The sequence below is a fragment of the Roseateles sp. UC29_93 genome, from assembly GCF_042695725.1.
GTDB classification, from domain to species: Bacteria; Pseudomonadota; Gammaproteobacteria; order Burkholderiales; family Burkholderiaceae_C; genus Roseateles; species Roseateles noduli_A.
The window spans coordinates 2,041,398-2,058,663 of record NZ_CP170545.1; the positions used below are offsets into that span (position 1 = coordinate 2,041,398).

Sequence of the window (17,266 nt, forward strand, 5' to 3'; positions counted from 1 at the left end):
CGGGCCACCTTCGACCTGCATTCCGCGCGCGCCGCTGTCCCGGCGCCGCCCGCTCCCCGACAACTTCCTGCGCCGCGACGATCCGAGGATCCGTCAACGCGCACTCCGGCTTGCGCGTTCGCCAGAGCGCGTCACCGCCGACGAAGGACCTGCATGCTCAATGTTTTCACGCTGGACAACGGCCGCCTCAAGGGAGGCATGGTCCAGGAGGAGATCGCGACCGCCGCCGAACTGCTCGCGCGCACGGACGACGGTCGTGACCCGGTCTGGGTCGACCTGGAGTCGCCCACGCCGGAGGAGAAGGACTGGATCCGCGAACGCTTCGGCCTGGTGATCCCCGAGGACATCGTCGACGAGGATCTGGAGGAGTCCGCCCGCTTCTACGAGGAGGACAACGGCGAGCTGCACATCCGCTCCGACTTCCTGATCGACGACATGGAGGCGCCGCGCAATGTGCGCGTGGCCTTCATCCTGTTCAACAACGTGCTGTTCTCGGTCCACAACGAGGATCTGCCGGTGTTCCGCCTGCTGCGCCTGCGCGCGCGTCGCATCCCCGCCCTGATCGAGGACGCCAAGGACGTGCTGCTCAAGCTCTACGACGCGGATGCGGAGTACTCCGCCGACGTGCTCGAGGGCATCTACGACAACCTCGAGAAGGTCAGCGCGCGCGTGCTGAAGAAGGACGTCAACGACACCGAGGCCGGCGCGGTGCTCGCGGCCATCGCGCGCGAGGAAGACCTGAACGGCCGCATCCGGCGCAACGTGATGGACACGCGCCGCGCGGTCAGCTTCATGATGCGCAGCCGCATGCTCAACGCCGAGCAGTTCGAAGAATCCCGGCAGATCCTGCGCGACATCGACTCGCTCGATTCGCACACGGCCTTCCTCTTCGACAAGATCAACTTCCTGATGGACGCCACGGTCGGCTTCATCAACATCAACCAGAACAAGATCATCAAGATCTTCTCGGTCGCGAGCGTGGCACTGCTGCCTCCGACGCTGATCGCCAGCGTCTACGGCATGAACTTCGACGGCATGCCGGAGCTCCACTGGAAGTACGGCTACGTCTTCGCGCTCGGACTGATGGTCGCGTCGGTCACCGCCCCCTTCATCTACTTCCGCCGCAAGGGCTGGCTCGCCTGATCCCGTCCTAGTCCGCCCAGGCTCTTGCGAGCCAGGGAGGCGTCTGCAAGGCAGAAATACAAAGGGCCTCCGCGATGCGGAAGCCCTGGGTATAAAAGTAGCCTCAAGACGCCCCTGGCCAACGAGGGAGGGAGGGAGGAGGAGGAGAAAGGCCTCGGGATTGCAGCTTCACGAGGAAGCAGGTCTTGCGGCTGAAAGTGGATGCGTTGACTTTACTCCCATCGCTGCCGGGATCGGTGGAAACCCGGAATGCCCTCCTGAACCGCTGCGCCTTCCGGCCCGTTTAAGCGTCCCCAAAGGGACCGCTGCTACCGGCTGTTGGCACTGGCGTTTGTCGTCAGCGATGTGTTGAACGAGCCGTCATGGTGCAGCGCATCGCCGTCGATGTCATCCCATCGATGAACGAATAAGTGAGCAACTGTCACTGTTGTCCCGCCTAGCCGGGACAGTTTTCAGGGTGATGACGAGCCTTCGCTACAGGCGCACCGATTGCCCAACCCCGCGCCCTGAGATCAGTTTTTTCGAGAGAAAATGAGGTGCAGGCGCAGGTTTTCCGATTCAGTGGCTCAGCGCACTCATCTCTGCGGTTGCGCGACCAGCTTTTCCACGGCCTGGGTGAACTGGGTGCTGTCGGGGCTCACACCGGACGCGAAGCTCATGACCTGCTTGCCGTCGCGCGAGATCAAGTACTTGTGGAAGTTCCACTTCGGCGCCTGACCCGTGCGCTTGGCCAGGTCGGCGAAGAGCGGATTCAGATCGGCTTTTCCGGCGGCCACGTTGCTCTTGCTGAACATCGGGAATTTCACGTTGAAGGTGTTCTCGCAGAACTCGGCGATCTCCTTGTTGCTGCCGTACTCCTGGTTGCCGAAGTCACCGGAGGGAAAACCGAGCACCACCAGTCCCTTGTCCGCATAGCGCGCGGACAGCGCTTCCAGCGCCTTGTACTGCGGCGTGTAGCCGCAGAAGCTGGCCGTGTTGACCACCAGCACGACCTTGCCGGCGTACTGGCACAGCGCCTGCGGCTTCTCGTCCTGCAGGCGGGGCATCTGCCGGTTGAGCAGTTCGGGGCACGAGGCGCTCGATGCAGTCGTCTCGGCCGCGGGCGCGGCGTGGGCGGACGTCGCGGCGAACGGCGACACCAGCGCCAGCAGGAGCGCGGCTCGCCTGAAGAAGGAACCGAAGGACTGGGTCATGTCGTTATCTCCTGGGATCGGTAAATCCGGATGGTCCGAAGGCTGCGGCGCTGCGTAAGAAGCGAGCGTGGCTTCAGGTCCGTTGGAAGCGCGATTAGGCCAGATCGCCCCACGGGCGGATGGCGTAAGGGAATGTCATGGTGCGACCGGTAGAATCCGCCGCGCTCAACAGGACGCAGACAGATGCTTTATCCCGAACTCTTCAAGCAACTCGAGGCCGTGCGCTGGAACATGGACACGGATATCCCGTGGGACAAGTTCGACGCGTCCAAGCTGACCGACGACCAGGCGCGCACGATCAAGATGAACGCGATCACCGAGTGGTCCGCGCTGCCTGCCACGGAGATGTTCCTGCGCGACAACAAGGACGACAGCGACTTCTCGGCCTTCATGAGCGTCTGGTTCTTCGAGGAGCAGAAGCACTCGCTCGTGCTCATGGAGTACCTGCGCCGCTTCCGTCCGGACATGGTGCCGACCGAAGCGGAGTTGCACGAGGTGCGCTTCGAGTTCGACCCGGCCCCCGCGCTGGAAACGCTGATGCTGCACTTCTGCGGCGAGATCCGCCTGAACCACTGGTACCGCCGTGCCGCCGAATGGCACACCGAGCCGGTCATCAAGGCGATCTACGAGACCCTGTCGCGCGACGAGGCCCGCCATGGCGGCGCCTACCTGCGCTACATGAAGCGCGCGATGACCAAGTTCGGCGACGAGGCCAAGGCCGCGTTCGCGAAGGTCGGCGTGCTGATGGCCAGCGCGCGCCGCACGGCCCAGGCGCTGCATCCGACCAATCTGCATGTGAACGCCAAGCTGTTCCCGCGCGACACCATCCAGAGCCGCCTGCCCGATCCGGAATGGCTGGAGCGCTGGCTGGACAAGCAGATCCAGTTCGACACCGTGTGGGAGAACAAGGTGGTCGAACGCATCCTGCACAACATGAGCCTGCTGATGGAGCGCAGCTTCGCCAGCGTCCAGGAGCTGAACCGCTTCCGCAAGGAACTGACGCAGCGCCTGGCCCAGGCGGCGCAACAGGCGCAGGGTGGCGACGCGGCGCCGAAGGCGACCTGACCCTCCGAGCCCGCCGCTCGCACGAAGGCCCGCTGACGCGGGCCTTTTCTTTTGTCGTGGCCGCACCGAGGCGGTCCTCGCACATGGCCCTGGCGCATGCGCACCAGGCCCGCCGCGGCCACAATGCATCATTCCCTTCCCCCTTCCTTCCAACGCCATCCGCCGACCGCTCATGAAGTATCTGCACACCATGGTCCGAGTGACCGACATCGAAGCGTCCATGAAGTTCTACCGCGACGCGCTCGGCCTGCAGGAAGTGCGCCGCAGCGAGCACGAGGCCGGCCGCTTCACGCTGGTCTATCTCGCCGCGCCCGGTGACGAGGATGCCCAGATCGAACTCACCTACAACTGGGATCCCGAGGTCTACACCGGCGGTCGCAACTTCGGCCACGTGGCCTACGCGGTGCCGGACATCTATGCCGCCTGCCAACGGCTGATGGACGCCGGCGTGACGATCAACCGTCCGCCGCGCGATGGCCGCATGGCTTTCGTGCGCTCGCCCGACAACATCTCGGTCGAACTGCTGCAGGACGGCCCCGCGCTGCCGCCGGCCGAGCCGTGGATCTCCCTGCCCAACGTCGGCGCCTGGTGATGCTTCGATCGCTGGTCCCCTTGCTGCTGGCCGTGCCGCTGGCCTGTGCCGCGCAGGCACAGGGCAAGCTGCTGCTGACCGGCGGGGTGAGCAGCATCGACGGCGCTGCCGGTGGCGGCCTGACCCCCTGGGCCCTGACCGGGAGTTATGCCACCAGCGGCCAGGTCGGCGCCACGGCCTACTTCACGCGCCTGCCGGTGCAGGACTACGGCCTGTCCGGCTACGGCGCGTCCGTGGCCTTCGGCGAGCGCGCCGAGCTGTCGATCGCGAAACAGGATTTCAGCGCCGGCGGCACGGGCGCGGCACTGGGTCTCCCGGGGCTCCAGCTGAAGCAGACGATTCTCGGTGCGAAGGTCCGGCTGGGTGGAGACGCCGTGCTGGACGCAGACACCTGGATGCCGCAGATTGCGCTCGGTGTCGAATACAAGCATCTGGATGCCGGCGGCCTTGCGCCGACGCTGAGCGCGCTCGGTGCGAAGCGCAACGGCGTCGACGTCTATCCGAGCGCCACCAAGCTGTTCCTGGCGCAGAGCACGCTGGTGAACGTGACCTTGCGCGCGACGCGGGCCAACCAGAACGGTCTGCTGGGCTTCGGCGGCACGGCGAGCAGCCGGTACTCGCTGATGCCTGAGGTGTCGATCGCGTACCTGATCAACAAGCAGTGGGCGATCGGCGCCGAGTACCGCATGAAGCCCGACAAGCTCTACCGTCGATCCTCGGCGACGGGCTGCGCGAGGATGACTGGAAGGACGTGTTCGTCGCCTGGGCGCCGAACAAGCACGTCTCGCTGACGGCGGCCTATGTGGACCTCGGCCGTGTGGTGCCCGGCATCCAGCCGCGGAGACAGCGCGGTGTCTACGGGTCGATCCAGTTCGCGTACTGATCCCGGCGCGACGCCAAATCGCCATCACGACGAATCGACGAGGAGGCCTGGACGATGCGATCTGCTCGAAGACTGTGGACGGCAAGCGCGCTGGCGCTGCTGATCGGCGTCGGTGTGCATGCGCACGCAACGGACGACGCGTTGTACCGTTCGCTCGGTGGCGATGAAGGCATCGCCCGGATCGTCGACGGCATGGTCGATCGCGCCTATGCGGATCCGCGCATCCAGAAGAAGTTCGATGGCGTCAATCCGAAGGCGCTGAAGGAGTCGCTGCGCAACCAGTTCTGCGTGCTCAGCGGTGGCTCGTGTAAGTACGAGGGCGAGACGATGAAGAACTCGCACGCCCACCTGGCGCTGACCAAGGCCGACTTCAATGCGCTGGTCGAGGATCTGCAGTTCGCGATGGACGACCAGCAGGTGCCATTCGCGGTGCAGAACCGGTTGCTGGCGCTGCTCGCGCCGATGCATCGGGACATCATCACGCGCTGAGGCGCGGTGGGAGCCGTGCCCTCGATGGCCTGACTGGCGCGTCGAGGCAGAAAGCAGAAAGCCCGGCAGAGCCGGGCTTTCTTGAATCTGGTGGCCAAGGGCGGAATCGAACCACCGACACGCGGATTTTCAAGTTGGGCGCCAAGCACCCTGAAAACCTCGGAAGCCGCCTGCCGTTTGGCGAGACGACTTTCACCACACCGACGTCGAGCTTGAGCAGTTCGCCGACGTCGAAGGTTGGGCTGTGCTTGAGCGGGCGGGCCTGCCCATGGAGTTGTGCGCCGAACTCAGCGGACTTCGAGCAGATGTAGGCGCCACACCTCAGGCGATGGCCATCGTTCGCTCGGTCGTCGACCAGTTGCCGGACGAAGGCTGGGGTTTCACGGACGCGATCTGGCATCTCCGCCAACGCTTCGGGCATCAACTGCCATGGTCGTATGAGCCATCGTTGTGCGACTTGGTTGTCCGTGTCCTGGGCGCAGAACGGGGCCACAAGGTTTGGGTTCCATACGATCACAGCGGCCAGATCTGCGCTCGACTTGTCCGGGCCGGGGCGCAAGTGGTTCTTGGCGGACCCGGTCAGCGTGACGCCGGCTTGGCCTCTCTGATCCTGGCGCTTGAAGCTGATCTCCGTCAGCCATCGAGCCTTAGTCTCCTGCGCACCGTGGGCGAGGCGGGCGCTGGGCGAGATGAGATTAGCCACTGCTACTGCGCTCCGCCGTGGGGTCTCCGCGTCGAGCATGGCATGTACCCGCCAGGCTGGAGCTACCAGTTCAAGCAGCATCGATTTCTGCGCACGCATGTGGACGATGTTGACCGTGCGGAAGCCTGGAGCATTGCTGCCATGTGGCCCCAAGTCGAGTCGCGCGCCGTCTTTCTGACGTCGCACAGCTTCCTCTTCGGCCAAGGCCAGGAGTCCAAGCTACGCCAAGAGCTGGTCGAGCCCAAGAATCAGATCTCAGCAGTTCTGAACCTGCCACCGGGCTTGATGGGCATGACCAACATTCCCGGCGGCTTGCTCGTACTCGATGCCCGCGCGGAACCCAACGTTCGCATGCTAGACATCAGTGGCCAGACGATCGAAGGTCGAGTCAAGCAGCGCTTCGGGAAGGACCTCGACGTCGCCGGCGTGATGGACTACTACGAGGGTCACGACGACGTCCCTCAGCTGGCGACCGACGCGATAGCACCCGAGATCGCCTCGTGCGACTACTCGCTGATGCCTACGCGGTACACCCGACGCATTCACAGTCTCGGCGACGATCTCGTCCCGCTTGAAGACTTGGTGCTCCAGGTGCTGCGCGCGCCGCCGGCCGTCAAGGACGGCGTATCAGAGGGGGTCCAGGTTCTGAAGATGGGGGATGTCCAAGACGGCGAGGTCATTCTGGGCACCGCAGCCCGCGTCGGGTTCGAGACAGAAGGACTTCCAGATCTGCTGTTGAACTCCAATGACCTCCTCTACAACCGAACCAACAGTGCAGAACTAGTCGGCAAGACAGGCATCTTCAAAGGTCCACCTGCCACTTACTCGTTCGCGTCGTACCTGATCCGTCTTCGCTTCGATCCGGAGTTCATCTCTGCGGATTACGTCAACTTCGCAATGAACGCGCCGTACTTCCGCGCGACGCAGATCAATCCACTGCTAAAGCAGCAGTGTGGTCAGGCAAACGTGAACGGCACAGCGATGCAGAACATGTTGATTCCCGTCCCGCCCGTCGAAGAACAACGCCGAATCGTCGCCGCAATCCATGTGCTCTTCGACATCTGCGACCAGCTCAAGACCCACATCGCTGCTGCACGCACCAAGCATGCCCAACTGGCCGTGGCACTAGTGGAGGCAGCTGTGGCCTGATAGTTCGTTCAACATGTCGCGGACCCGCAGCTTCACAGGGAGACTCAAGTGGCAACAGACCACCAACGCATCCTGATCCTCTGCAAGACCTACCCCTCGCCCAGCGCGCGCTACGTGGAGACGTCGTGCGTGGCCGGCATGGCGGAGGATGGGGCGGCTTGTCCGCCTGTTCCCCGTGCCCTTCCGGCTGGTGGAAGACGATCAGCAATTCAAGAAGTGGCAGCCCTTGGTGTAGGCCTGCCAGTCGCCATCGGCCTTGTAGCGGTCACGCACGGGCTTAGGGCATCCCAGTGCGGCCCGGTGCTCGTAGGCGATGCCTGCGGCCGCCAGCGCCTCGCGGAAGGCCGTCTTGGAGAAGCCCTTCTTGCGTGACAGCGGCAGCTCGCGCACGTCCACGATCAGCTGGACGCGGGCCTGCTTCAAGCGTTCGATGAACGCCTCGATAGTTAGGCCCTCGTAGCCGAAGGTGTAGAGCGCGGAAGCCGCCATGGTGCCTGAGTCTGGTTTCGGTCAGCGTAGCGCGCCTGACCGGAATCCACACGAGGGAAAGCGGTACGCGGACTGCGCATCATTCGGGCGCAAAAAAGCCCGGTCGCTGCCGGGCTTCTCTGCGACCCCTAACGCGTTGCGGCGCTTGGGGCTTTCTATTCTGGTGGCCAAGGGCGGAATCGAACCACCGACACGCGGATTTTCAATCCGCTGCTCTACCAACTGAGCTACTTGGCCGTGAGACTGTGTCTCTCGCTCCGTTGTTCCAGGTCTTGCGGCCTGTGCCGAACAACGAAGACAGCGACTATAGCACTAAATTCCGCTGCCTCGCTTGTTTCTCGACAAATCGACGCCCAGTTGCTTGAGCTTGCGATACAGGTGAGTGCGTTCCAGGCCGGTCTTCTCGGCCACGCGGGTCATCGAGCCGTTCTCCTTGGCCAGGTGGAATTCGAAGTAGCTCTTCTCGAACGCATCGCGCGCCTCGCGCAACGGGCGGTCCAGTTCGAAGACCTGTTCGGAAGCCAGGCCCTGATGCGGCAGCGGCGTCACCGGGGCCAGGCCGGCCGTCTGGACCGGCAGCGTGCCGGCCGCGATGGGCGGCAGCGTCTCCGGACGCGGATAGCTGTTGCCGATCGCCGTCCCGATCACCGGCGCCGCCGGCGGCGCCGGGCGGGGCGCGGTCTTCACCAGGGCCTGCTCGACCGCGCGCAGCAGCTTCTGCAGCGTGATCGGCTTTTCCAGGAAGGCCATCGCGCCGAACTTGGTCGCCTCGACCGCCGTGTCGATCGTGCCGTGGCCGCTCATCATGATGACCGGCATCGTCAACTGCCCGGTGCTGCCCCACTCCTTGAGCAGCGTGATGCCGTCGACGTCCGGCATCCAGATGTCCAGCAGCACAAGGTCGGGACGCGAGCGCTCGCGGCTCGCCCTCGCCTGCTGGGCGTTCTGCGCGAGTTCGATGGTGTGCCCCTCGTCGGAGAGGATTTCGGACAAGAGGGCGCGGATGCCCAGTTCGTCGTCAACAACAAGAATGGTTGCCATGTATGCCTACTGTTCACGCGGCCGAGCGCGCGTCCTGCGCAGGGCTCGGTGCAGTCGCGAGTTTTGAAAATGATAACGAAACTTGTGCGCCGCTCGGCGGCTGATCGGCGCCGCTGGCTGCTGGGAGATTCACCAAGCGGATGCGAGCGCCGTGCTCGTCCGCAATTTTCTTCACCACGGCAAGCCCGAGCCCCGTGCCCTTGGTCTTGGTCGTGACGTAAGGCTCGAAGGCGCGCTTCAGCACGTTCTCGGCGAAACCGGGCCCGTTGTCGACGATCACCAGCCGCAGCGCCCGCAGCTCGCCGGCTTCGGTCAACGACTTCTGGGTCCGCACCGTCACGTGGCCGTCCGGGCGATGGCTGACCGCATCCAGCGCGTTCTGCACGAGGTTGTGGATCACCTGCCGCAGCTGCGGCGCGTCGCCCATCATCAGCGGCGGATCGGTCGCCAGGTCCGCCTTCAGCTGCCCCGCCTCCTGGGCTTCGGCGTACAGCGTCAGCACCTCGGCGACCAGCGCGTTCAGGTCCAGCGGCGAGAGCTTGGCCGCGGGCAGCCGCGCATAGTCGCGGAACTCGTTGACCAGCTGCTTCATCGCCTGGACCTGGTTGACGATGGTGCCCACCGAGCGCACCAGCATCGCCTGATCGGTGCCTTCGAGCTTGGACTCGAGCTTGAACTGCAAGCGCTCCGCCGACAGCTGGATCGGCGTCAGCGGGTTCTTGATCTCGTGCGCGAGCCGCCGCGCCACCTCGCTCCAGGCGGCGGAGCGCTGCGCCGACACGACCTCGCTGATGTCGTCGAACACCAGCAGTCGCGCGCCCTGCGGCAGCAGTGCGCCGCGCACCAGCAGCGTCAGCGCGGTCTTCTCGTCGAGCTGCAGTTCGAACGAATCCTGCCAGTGCTCGCGCTCGCTGGCCTCGGGGCTGCTCTGCAGTTCGAAGCGCTGCCAGATGTCCTTGCCGAATACCGCCAGCACCGGCAGGTCCTCCAGCGGCCGACCCACGTAGGCCGACAGCGGCAGCTTCAGGATGCGCGTCGCGCCGGGGTTGACGGTCTCGATGCGGCGATCGGCGTCGAACACGATCACGCCGGCCGTCAGGTTGTCGAGGATGGTCTGCACGTGCGTGCGCGCGCTCTCGAGCTGCGTCACGCTGTGCTCGACCAACGCGCGCGCGTCGGCCAGCTGCTGCGTCATGTCCGCGAACGAGCGCGTCAGCCCGCCGAGCTCGTCGCGCGAGCGGAACACCGGCTTGGCCTTCAGGTCGCCGGTCGCGACCTCGCGCATGCCTTCGGCCAGCAGCAGCAGCGGCTGCACCAGCTGGTTGGACAGCGCCACCGCCAGCAGCAGCGCCGCGAACACCGCGAGGATCAGCACCAGCGTCAGCGTGCCCAGGTACATGCGCCGCAGGCCGTCGCGCAGCAGCGAGCGCTGCAGGTATTCCTGGTTCGCCGCCGACACGTTCAGCGCGTTGCTGATCACCTTGCCGGAGATCTGCTTGACGACCATCAGATAGCGGTCGCTGTTGGTCAGCTGCAGCGCGCTGCTCGGCAGCAGGGCCAGCGAGCGGATGCGCGCCTCGCCCTGCATCGCCAGTTGCTCGTCCTCCAGACCTTCCAGCCGCGAGGCGATGCCGTTGCTGCGCGCCTGCGAGATCAGCGTGGAATTGGGCCGCGCTGGGATCTCGCTCGACTCACCGCCGGCGGACAGCATGATCTGGCCGTTGCCCGCGACCAGGGCGACGCTGCGCGCGCCCAGCTGATCGCGCAGCCGCTCCAGCGCCAGTGGCGCCAGCGCGCCGTCTTCCCAGCGTTCGGCCGCGGCGCGGGTGCGGACGGTCTGCTCGGTGCGCAGGTTTTCCAGCGTGTCCTGGCCCAGCGCCAGGCCCGCCTCCAGCGCGCTGGCGAGGCGTTGGTCGAACAGGCTCTCGATGCTCCGGTTCACGAACTGGTAGGAGACCGTGTAGATCAGCAAGCCTGGCACCACGCCGACGATCGCGAAGATGCCCGCGAGCTTGAGCAGCAGGCGGCTGCCGAAGCGGCCGCGCTTCACCCGCAGCGCGAGCCGCGTGCCGGCGACGCCGATGACGACGATCAGCGCGGTGGCGACCGCGACGTTGACCCAGAACAGCCAGACGTAATGGCGCTCCAGGAAGCCGCGTTGCGCGGTCGTGCTGATGGACAGCAGGAAGGCCAGCATGCCGCTGGCACCCGCGATCGCGGTCACGGAGATCAACCACGCCAGGCGCGCCGACTTGGTCACGGGTCAGGGTCCTTGCTGAAACAGGGGGATCGGAAAAACGACGGAGGAAGACGACGGCAAGGTCTGCCTGTTCAAGGCTGCGGCCGGTTGGGGGGCGGCGTGGACGGCGCCTCCAGGGTCAGCGTGAGATTGCGGTCGACGCTCAAGGCCCAGCCCTGGCTGCCGCCCAGCCCGATCTGCATCGGCCGCGGGAGCTGCGCGGTGTCCAGCTTGTAGCTGAACTCCAGGTAATAGCGGCCATCGTCCTCGATGTCCTTGGTCTCGGCCACGCGCCAGCCGGACACGCCACGCAGCGACGAGATCGCCTCGCCGAGCGTGTCGAAGCTCTGGTGCAGGCCGCCGGTGCTGACGCGGTATTGACGGGTCAGCGGCTGCCAGGTCAGTCGCCAGGTCCGGCTGGCCTGGGCGACACGCGCATCGCGCCAGTACCAGCGGTTGCGCAAGACCTGGATCTCGGCGACGAAGTAGATCGCCACGCCCTTGAGCAGCGCCTCCTCGGCCTGCCGGGGCAACTCGAAGCGGGTGCTGAAACTGACGGCCAGGCCGTCCTCGACGCGTTCCGCGTTCAGCACCTGCAAGGCCACGCCCTGGGCCAGCGCCCAGCCGTGCAAGGCCAGCAGCGCGCCGACCAGGGTCAGGCGCTGCCACCAGGAACGCAGCGGAACGGGACGGGACGGCGGGGACACGCGGACGGATGCAGGGGGGAAGTTCTCGGGTCAGGTCTTCTGCAGCAGCGCGTAATAGAAGCCGTCGGTGACGGCCGCCGCGCCAGATGCGGAGTCCTGCGGACCATTGTCTGCGAGCGGCAGCAGATGCCCGGCCCCCTGGTCGAACTGACGCGACCGCGCATCGCCATGGCGTTGCAAAAACGCGTCGATCTGGTCCTGGCCTTCGGCCTTGAAGACCGAGCAGGTCGCGTAAACCAGCCGCCCGCCTGGCTTGAGCAGCGGCCACAGCGCCTCGAGCAATTCGGACTGGATGCGTGCGAGCGACGGAATGTCGTCCGGCCGGCGCAGCCATCGCACATCCGGATGCCGGCGCACGATGCCCGACGCGCTGCAGGGCGCGTCCAGCAGGATGGCGTCGAACGGGCGGCCGTCCCACCAGACGGCGGTGTCGCGGGCGTCGGCGGCCTTCACGGCGCCGTCGAGCTTCAGGCGCTGCAGGTTCTGACTCACCCGTTCCAGCCGCTTGGCATCGGCGTCCAAAGCCAGCAGATCGAGGCGGTTGCCGGCGAGTTCCTGCAGGTGGGCCGTCTTTCCGCCCGGCGCGGCACAGGCGTCCAGCACCCGCGCGCCTTCGCCGAGCTCGGGCCACGCCTCGTCCGGGGACAGGTCTTGCGGGCGCCGGCGGCCCAGCACCAGCGGTGCGGCCAACTGCGCGGACGCGTCCTGGACCGAGGCATGTCCGCCGTCGAAGCCGGGCAGGGCCTGGACCGGCCGCGGCTCGTCGAGCACGACGGCCTGCGGGAACAGCGGGCCTGCCGGGTGCGCGGCGATGCCGGCCTCGCGCAGGCGGGCGAGGTAGCCGTCCAGGTCGTCGTGCGCCGGATTGACCCGCAGGGTCATCGGCGGCTTCTGCTGGTTGGCCTGCAGCAGGCCTTGCCACTGGGCGGGCCAGTCGTTGCGAAGGCGGTCCTGCCACCAGCGCGGATGGTTGAAGCGGGCGACGGGATCCGCTTCGGCGGCGGCGACCAGCGCCTCCCGCTCGCGCAGGAAGCGCCGCAGCACCGCATTGACGAAGCCCGCGCTGTTGGGCGCGCGCTGCCGCACCGCATGCACGGCCTGATCCACCAGCGTGTGATCGGCGTACGCGGTTTCGCCGGGCCAGAGCAGCGCCAGCGCGGTCACCAGCAGCGCGTCCACGCGCGGCGGCGGGTTCTTCGGAGCGAGCGCCGCGCGCACCGCCTGCGCCGCGCCGAGCCGGCGCAACACGGTGAAGCTTAGCGCCTGGACGCCGGGGCGGATATCGGCAGGAGAACGGGCGAGCCACTCGGTCAGCGAGTGGCCGTCGCGCACGGCCTGGACCGCATCGGCCGCACCGGCCAGCAGCCGGTGGAGTGGCGGGCGCTGCCGGACACGGCGTTCTTGGACGAGGAAGGGGAAGGAGAAGAGGAGGCAGACACCGGTGGAGTTTAGTGGCGAAGGCAGCGTGCGCTTGTGGGGCCGGAATGACTCTGGGGGTTCCCGGAGGGATGCCCCCTGAGTCGTGGAGAGCCCGCGCCAGGCCTCCCGCCAGCAAGTGCCTCGGCAGGAGGAACCCCGCGCCCCGCCAGGGCCCCTTGCTACCCCCAAGAGCCTTGCTTTCGCAATGGCATGAAGATGCCGCGACAATCCCGCCCCATGACGAGCACCCTCATCCTGAGCCCCGAAGAGTTGGCAGCGCTGCCGGCTTCCGACCGCATCCGTTACCGGCTGGTCCAGGCGGGCCGGCGCCATCATGCCAACGACAACATCGCCGAGTTCATCGAGGCCGGCGAGCTCGACCAACTGCAGGCCGAGGTGCAGGCGCGGATGCAGGACGTGCTGCAGTCGCTGGTGATCGACACCGACAGCGACCACAACACGCAGGAGACGGCCAAGCGGGTGGCGAAGATGTTCGTGAAGGAGGTCTTCGCCGGGCGCTACGCGCCGCCGCCGCCGGTGACCGAGTTTCCCAACGCCGAGCGTCTGAACGAACTGATGATCGTCGGCCCGATCACCGTGCGCAGCGCCTGCTCGCACCACCTGTGCCCGATCATCGGCAAGGTCTGGATCGGCCTGCTGCCGAGCGAGCACTCGAACCTGATCGGCCTGTCCAAGTATGTGCGGCTGACCGAGTGGATCATGAGCCGCCCGCAGATCCAGGAGGAGGCGGTCGTGATGCTGGCCAACGAGCTGCAGGACCGCGTCAAGCCGGACGGTCTGGCGATCGTGATGGATGCGGACCACTTCTGCATGCACTGGCGCGGCGTCAAGGACATGGACTCGACGATGACGAACAGCGTCATGCGCGGCTCGTTCCTGAAGGATGCGACGCTGCGCGCGGAGTTCCTCGCGCTGATGAAGAACAAGAAGGCCTGATCGCTCCCGCGATCGGTGACGAGGGCCCGCCTGGCGGGCCCTTCGCGTTTCGGCTCAGAGGCTGCGCGCCTCGCTGAAGCCGACGAAGCTCATCAGCACGCGGGTCGGGAACTGCCGGATCGCCGCGTTGTAGGCGTCGACCGCCTGATTGAAGACCTGCCGCGAGAACGCCCGCTGGCGGTCGATCATCTTGAGCTCGTCGACGGCGCCGCCGAGGTCCGGATCGGCGCTCAGCTCCGCGTGGTGCTCGACCAGCGACACCATCCGCGTCAACGCCGCGCCGTGCACGGCGGCGGCCACCGCCAGCAGCGCCACCGGATCCGCCGCATAGGGCTTGGCGCGCACCGCCTGCGCGGCGGCCCGGGCCTCGGCCTGCGTCGAGGCCAGCGCGTCCAGGCTGGCCTGCTCGCTGGGCAGGCGTTCGCGCAGCCGTTCCAGCAGCAGATCGCCGTGGGCGAAACGGCGCGTCAGCGCGTCATCCAGCTGCGCGTAGGCCTTCCCGATCTCATTGCGCAGCAGCATCACGCGGTTGTAGGCGCCGATGCTCCAGAAGGCCAGCACCGCGGCCAGACCCCACAGCCACCAGTTCCAGTGAATCGCCTGCACGGTGCTGGCTGCGCTGACGGCGCTGACGGGGATCACGGAGCGACGGCCGGACCGGCCGACGACTTGGCGACCTGGAACTCGTTCCAGCCCTTGGCGCGCAGCTCGCAGGCCGGGCAGTGACCGCAGCCCCAGCCCCAGGCGTGCCGGGTCTTGCGCTCGCCGAGGTAGCAGGTGTGGGTGTGTTCGATGATCAGCTCGTTGAAGGCCTCGCCGCCGAGCGACTCCGTCAACGCCCAGGTCTGCGCCTTGGTCAGGAACATCAGCGGCGTGTCCAGCGTCATCGGCGTGTCCAGGCCCAGGCTCAGCGCGACCTGTAGCGCCTTGAGCGTGTTGTCACGGCAGTCGGGGTAGCCGGAGAAGTCGGTCTCGCACATGCCGCCCACCAGCACCGACGCGCCGCGGCGATAGGCCAGCGTCGCGGCGAAGGTCAGGAACAGCAGGTTGCGCCCCGGCACGAAGGTATTGGGCAGGCCGTTGGCCTGCAGCTCGATCGCGCGCTCCTGCGTCAGCGCGGTGTCGGAGATCTGGCCCAGCAGGCTCAGGTCGAGCAGGTGATCCTCGCCGAGCTTGGCGGCCCACCGCGGGAACTGCGCGGTGATCTGCGCGCGCACGGTCTGGCGGCAGTCCAGTTCGACCCGGTGGCGCTGGCCGTAGTCGAAGCCCAGGGTCTCGACCTCGGCGAAGCGGTCCAGCGCCCAGGCCAGGCAGGCGGTGGAATCCTGGCCGCCGGAGAACAGCACCAACGCCTTGCGGCGCGAGGCATGGACAGCGGGAATCGGGGCGGTGGCGGCGTCGGACATGGGGAAATGGTAGCCAGGGGACCAGCGGTTGACAGGGAATGCGGCAGGCCGGAAGTGTGCCAGCACCGTGATAGCGTCGTCGGCCTCCAGGAGGAAAAGCAATGCAACGAGTGTTCATGGCGTCGGTGATCGCTGCTGGCATCGCAGCGTTCAGTGTTCCGGTCGTCGCGGCGACTGGCCCATCCGCAGGCGCTGCGTCGCAGGGGTCGTCCGTGATCGCCCAGGTGCTGCTGTATCCGGGCGGCGCGCAGGTGGAGCGCACCACGCGCGTGCCGGCCGGCGCAACGCAGGCGCGCTTGGCGTGCCTGCCGGCGGGTCTGGAGCGCGATGCGATCCAGGTGCAGGCCGCCCCGGGCATCAACCTCGGCGAACTCAAGATCGATCGCGTGCCGCGCGACTCCCTGACCGAATGCCGCCAGCGCGATCCGCGCGTCCGCGAGGTCGAGCAGCAGCGCGACGCCGTCGAAGCCGAGATCGCCGGCGTCGACTTGGCGCTCGGTTATCTGAAGGGTCTGTCGGATCGCGAGGCCAAGCCCGGCGCGGCGCTGGCCACGAGCCTCGAAGCCCTGCGGCGCAACGCCCAGGAATTGACGCTGAAACGCCAGGCGCTGAAGGAGCGGCTGACCGACATCGGCAACGACCTCGCGGCAGCGAAGGCTGCGGCGCCGACGGCCTCCAGCCAGGTATCGGTGGTGACGCTGCGCCTGTCGACGAACGATGGCGGTGACATCGGCCTGTCGTACCGGCTGAACGGTGCTGGCTGGCAGCCGCAGTACCGCGCACGGCTCGACACAGCGACCGGTGGTCTCGTCATCGAGCGCCTCGCGCAGATCGCGCAGAACAGCGGCGAGGACTGGACCGACGTGAAGCTGAAGTTGTCGACCGTGCGACCCCGTCAGAGCGTGGCGGTCGATCCGCTGCAGCCGTGGACGCTGGAGCTCGACCGCCCGAAACCAAGCGCGCGCGGTCTTTTCCGGGAGTCTCCGGCGCCGGCCATGGCCATGGCGCCCGCGATGGCGGACATGAAGGTCGAGGTCACCGGCGCCCGGGTGGTGCCGTTGAGCTTCGATCCGAGCGTCTTCGAGGGCGAGTTCGGCGCCGAATACGACCTGCCGCAGCGCGTCACGCTGCGTGCCGATGGCGCGGTATCGACGGTCAGCCTCGGTCGGACGACCGCGGAGGCGCGCCTGCTCGCCCGCGTGCAGCCCAAGACCGAGCCGGCGGCCTACCTCGTCGCCGAGCTGCCGCGTCCGCAGGGCTCGTGGCCGACGGGGCCGGTGCAGCTGTTCCGCGACAACGCGCTCATCGGGCAGGTGCCGCTGCAGTTCGGCACCGAGAAGACCTGGACCTTGCCCTTCGGTCTCGACGACCGGCTGCGCGTGCGGGTCGAACCCGACAAGCGCGAGGGCGCCAACGGCGGCTTCATCGGTTCGCGTCGCGAGGTCGTGCTGACGCGTCAGTGGCAGGTCGAGAACCTGCGCAGCCGCCCGGTCACCTTGCAGGTGCTGGAGGCCGCGCCAGTGCCGGACCATGAGGACGTCCGTGTGCAGACGCAATTCACGCCGCCGGTGACGACGGCCGGCTGGCGCGATCGTCCCGGGATCCAGATGTGGGAATTGCCGCTGGCACCCGGCCAGACGCAGCGCTTCCAGGCGGTCTACCGGATCAGCGCGCCGAAGGACGAGTACGTGTCGAACATGCCCTGAATGCCCTGACCCTCGGGCCCGGCATCGGCATCGGCATCGGCATCGGGCCAGGGACTCGGCCTGGCCCGGCCCTGCCCTGCCCTGC

General features: G+C 67.0%; 15 protein-coding genes, 1 tRNA gene and 1 pseudogene. 8 read left to right on the forward strand and 9 right to left on the reverse strand.

Going from position 1 to position 17,266, the window contains the following annotated elements:
* Window positions 1-153 precede the first annotated feature (153 nt).
* The gene (corA, locus tag ACFJIX_RS09540) at window positions 154-1,143 is read left to right on the forward strand and encodes a magnesium/cobalt transporter CorA (RefSeq protein ID WP_067281145.1); all 990 of its coding nucleotides are present in this window, start codon (window positions 154-156) and stop codon (window positions 1,141-1,143) included.
* Between the two features lie 575 nt (window positions 1,144-1,718).
* Here the strand turns inward: corA and ACFJIX_RS09545 are convergent.
* Entirely contained in the window at window positions 1,719-2,336 is a 618-nt protein-coding gene (locus tag ACFJIX_RS09545; protein WP_377159431.1) for a glutathione peroxidase, read from the reverse strand.
* 183 nt (window positions 2,337-2,519) lie between these two features.
* Between ACFJIX_RS09545 and ACFJIX_RS09550 the strand changes: the two genes are divergently transcribed.
* From ACFJIX_RS09550 to ACFJIX_RS09570, 5 genes and pseudogenes are all read left to right on the forward strand, one after another.
* Complete coding sequence (locus tag ACFJIX_RS09550) at window positions 2,520-3,401, forward strand: ferritin-like domain-containing protein (RefSeq protein WP_377159433.1); 882 nt, start codon at window positions 2,520-2,522, stop codon at window positions 3,399-3,401.
* Between the two features lie 172 nt (window positions 3,402-3,573).
* Window positions 3,574-3,993, forward strand: a complete 420-nt coding sequence (locus ACFJIX_RS09555) for a VOC family protein (protein ID WP_377159435.1) — start codon at window positions 3,574-3,576, stop codon at window positions 3,991-3,993.
* Window positions 3,993-4,876: pseudogene (locus ACFJIX_RS09560) on the forward strand (DUF3034 family protein). Before ACFJIX_RS09555 ends, ACFJIX_RS09560 begins: the two are co-directional and overlap by 1 nt.
* A 54-nt stretch (window positions 4,877-4,930) precedes the next feature.
* Window positions 4,931-5,365 carry a group 1 truncated hemoglobin gene (locus ACFJIX_RS09565; protein ID WP_377159437.1) on the forward strand — a complete coding sequence of 145 codons (435 nt, stop codon included), beginning with the start codon at window positions 4,931-4,933 and terminating at the stop codon, window positions 5,363-5,365.
* A gap of 328 nt (window positions 5,366-5,693) precedes the next feature.
* Entirely contained in the window at window positions 5,694-7,217 is a 1,524-nt protein-coding gene (locus ACFJIX_RS09570; protein WP_377159439.1) for an N-6 DNA methylase, read from the forward strand.
* 201 nt (window positions 7,218-7,418) lie between these two features.
* Here ACFJIX_RS09570 and ACFJIX_RS09575 read toward each other — a convergent pair whose 3' ends face one another.
* The 6 genes from ACFJIX_RS09575 to rsmB all read right to left on the reverse strand — a co-directional run bounded on the left by ACFJIX_RS09575 (window position 7,419) and on the right by rsmB (window position 13,058).
* Window positions 7,419-7,706 carry a DUF488 family protein gene (locus ACFJIX_RS09575; protein WP_377159441.1) on the reverse strand — a complete coding sequence of 96 codons (288 nt, stop codon included), beginning with the start codon at window positions 7,704-7,706 and terminating at the stop codon, window positions 7,419-7,421.
* 161 nt (window positions 7,707-7,867) lie between these two features.
* Window positions 7,868-7,943 (reverse strand) — tRNA-Phe (locus tag ACFJIX_RS09580).
* A gap of 75 nt (window positions 7,944-8,018) precedes the next feature.
* Window positions 8,019-8,747, reverse strand: coding sequence for a response regulator (locus tag ACFJIX_RS09585; protein WP_377159443.1), 729 nt, complete (start codon window positions 8,745-8,747; stop codon window positions 8,019-8,021).
* A 13-nt stretch (window positions 8,748-8,760) separates the two neighbouring features.
* On the reverse strand, window positions 8,761-11,007 hold the full coding sequence (locus tag ACFJIX_RS09590; protein WP_377159445.1) for an ATP-binding protein: 2,247 nt from the start codon (window positions 11,005-11,007) through the stop codon (window positions 8,761-8,763).
* 71 nt (window positions 11,008-11,078) lie between these two features.
* On the reverse strand, window positions 11,079-11,693 hold the full coding sequence (locus ACFJIX_RS09595) for a DUF4390 domain-containing protein (RefSeq protein ID WP_377159447.1): 615 nt from the start codon (window positions 11,691-11,693) through the stop codon (window positions 11,079-11,081).
* 30 nt (window positions 11,694-11,723) lie between these two features.
* Complete coding sequence (gene rsmB, locus ACFJIX_RS09600) at window positions 11,724-13,058, reverse strand: 16S rRNA (cytosine(967)-C(5))-methyltransferase RsmB (RefSeq protein ID WP_377161700.1); 1,335 nt, start codon at window positions 13,056-13,058, stop codon at window positions 11,724-11,726.
* Between the two features lie 291 nt (window positions 13,059-13,349).
* Here rsmB and folE point away from each other — a divergent pair, with 291 nt between their 5' ends.
* The gene (folE, locus tag ACFJIX_RS09605) at window positions 13,350-14,069 is read left to right on the forward strand and encodes a GTP cyclohydrolase I (protein WP_377159449.1); all 720 of its coding nucleotides are present in this window, start codon (window positions 13,350-13,352) and stop codon (window positions 14,067-14,069) included.
* 54 nt (window positions 14,070-14,123) lie between these two features.
* Here the strand turns inward: folE and ACFJIX_RS09610 are convergent, their stop codons facing one another.
* Window positions 14,124-14,675, reverse strand: a complete 552-nt coding sequence (locus ACFJIX_RS09610) for a LemA family protein (protein ID WP_377159451.1) — start codon at window positions 14,673-14,675, stop codon at window positions 14,124-14,126.
* 32 nt (window positions 14,676-14,707) lie between these two features.
* Window positions 14,708-15,475 carry a 7-cyano-7-deazaguanine synthase QueC gene (queC, locus tag ACFJIX_RS09615; protein WP_377159453.1) on the reverse strand — a complete coding sequence of 256 codons (768 nt, stop codon included), beginning with the start codon at window positions 15,473-15,475 and terminating at the stop codon, window positions 14,708-14,710.
* Window positions 15,476-15,576: 101 nt separating this feature from the next.
* Between queC and ACFJIX_RS09620 the strand changes: the two genes are divergently transcribed.
* On the forward strand, window positions 15,577-17,181 hold the full coding sequence (locus ACFJIX_RS09620) for a DUF4139 domain-containing protein (RefSeq protein WP_377159455.1): 1,605 nt from the start codon (window positions 15,577-15,579) through the stop codon (window positions 17,179-17,181).
* Window positions 17,182-17,266 lie beyond the last annotated feature (85 nt).

Coding starts and splice junctions, on each gene's coding strand:
- corA (WP_067281145.1), top strand. CDS start 154: ATGCTCAATGTTTTCACGCTGGACAACGGCCGCCTCAAGGGAGGCATG.
- ACFJIX_RS09545 (WP_377159431.1), bottom strand. CDS start 2,336: ATGACCCAGTCCTTCGGTTCCTTCTTCAGGCGAGCCGCGCTCCTGCTG.
- ACFJIX_RS09550 (WP_377159433.1), top strand. CDS start 2,520: ATGCTTTATCCCGAACTCTTCAAGCAACTCGAGGCCGTGCGCTGGAAC.
- ACFJIX_RS09555 (WP_377159435.1), top strand. CDS start 3,574: ATGAAGTATCTGCACACCATGGTCCGAGTGACCGACATCGAAGCGTCC.
- ACFJIX_RS09565 (WP_377159437.1), top strand. CDS start 4,931: ATGCGATCTGCTCGAAGACTGTGGACGGCAAGCGCGCTGGCGCTGCTG.
- ACFJIX_RS09570 (WP_377159439.1), top strand. CDS start 5,694: ATGGCCATCGTTCGCTCGGTCGTCGACCAGTTGCCGGACGAAGGCTGG.
- ACFJIX_RS09575 (WP_377159441.1), bottom strand. CDS start 7,706: ATGGCGGCTTCCGCGCTCTACACCTTCGGCTACGAGGGCCTAACTATC.
- ACFJIX_RS09585 (WP_377159443.1), bottom strand. CDS start 8,747: ATGGCAACCATTCTTGTTGTTGACGACGAACTGGGCATCCGCGCCCTC.
- folE (WP_377159449.1), top strand. CDS start 13,350: ATGACGAGCACCCTCATCCTGAGCCCCGAAGAGTTGGCAGCGCTGCCG.
- queC (WP_377159453.1), bottom strand. CDS start 15,475: ATGTCCGACGCCGCCACCGCCCCGATTCCCGCTGTCCATGCCTCGCGC.
- ACFJIX_RS09620 (WP_377159455.1), top strand. CDS start 15,577: ATGCAACGAGTGTTCATGGCGTCGGTGATCGCTGCTGGCATCGCAGCG.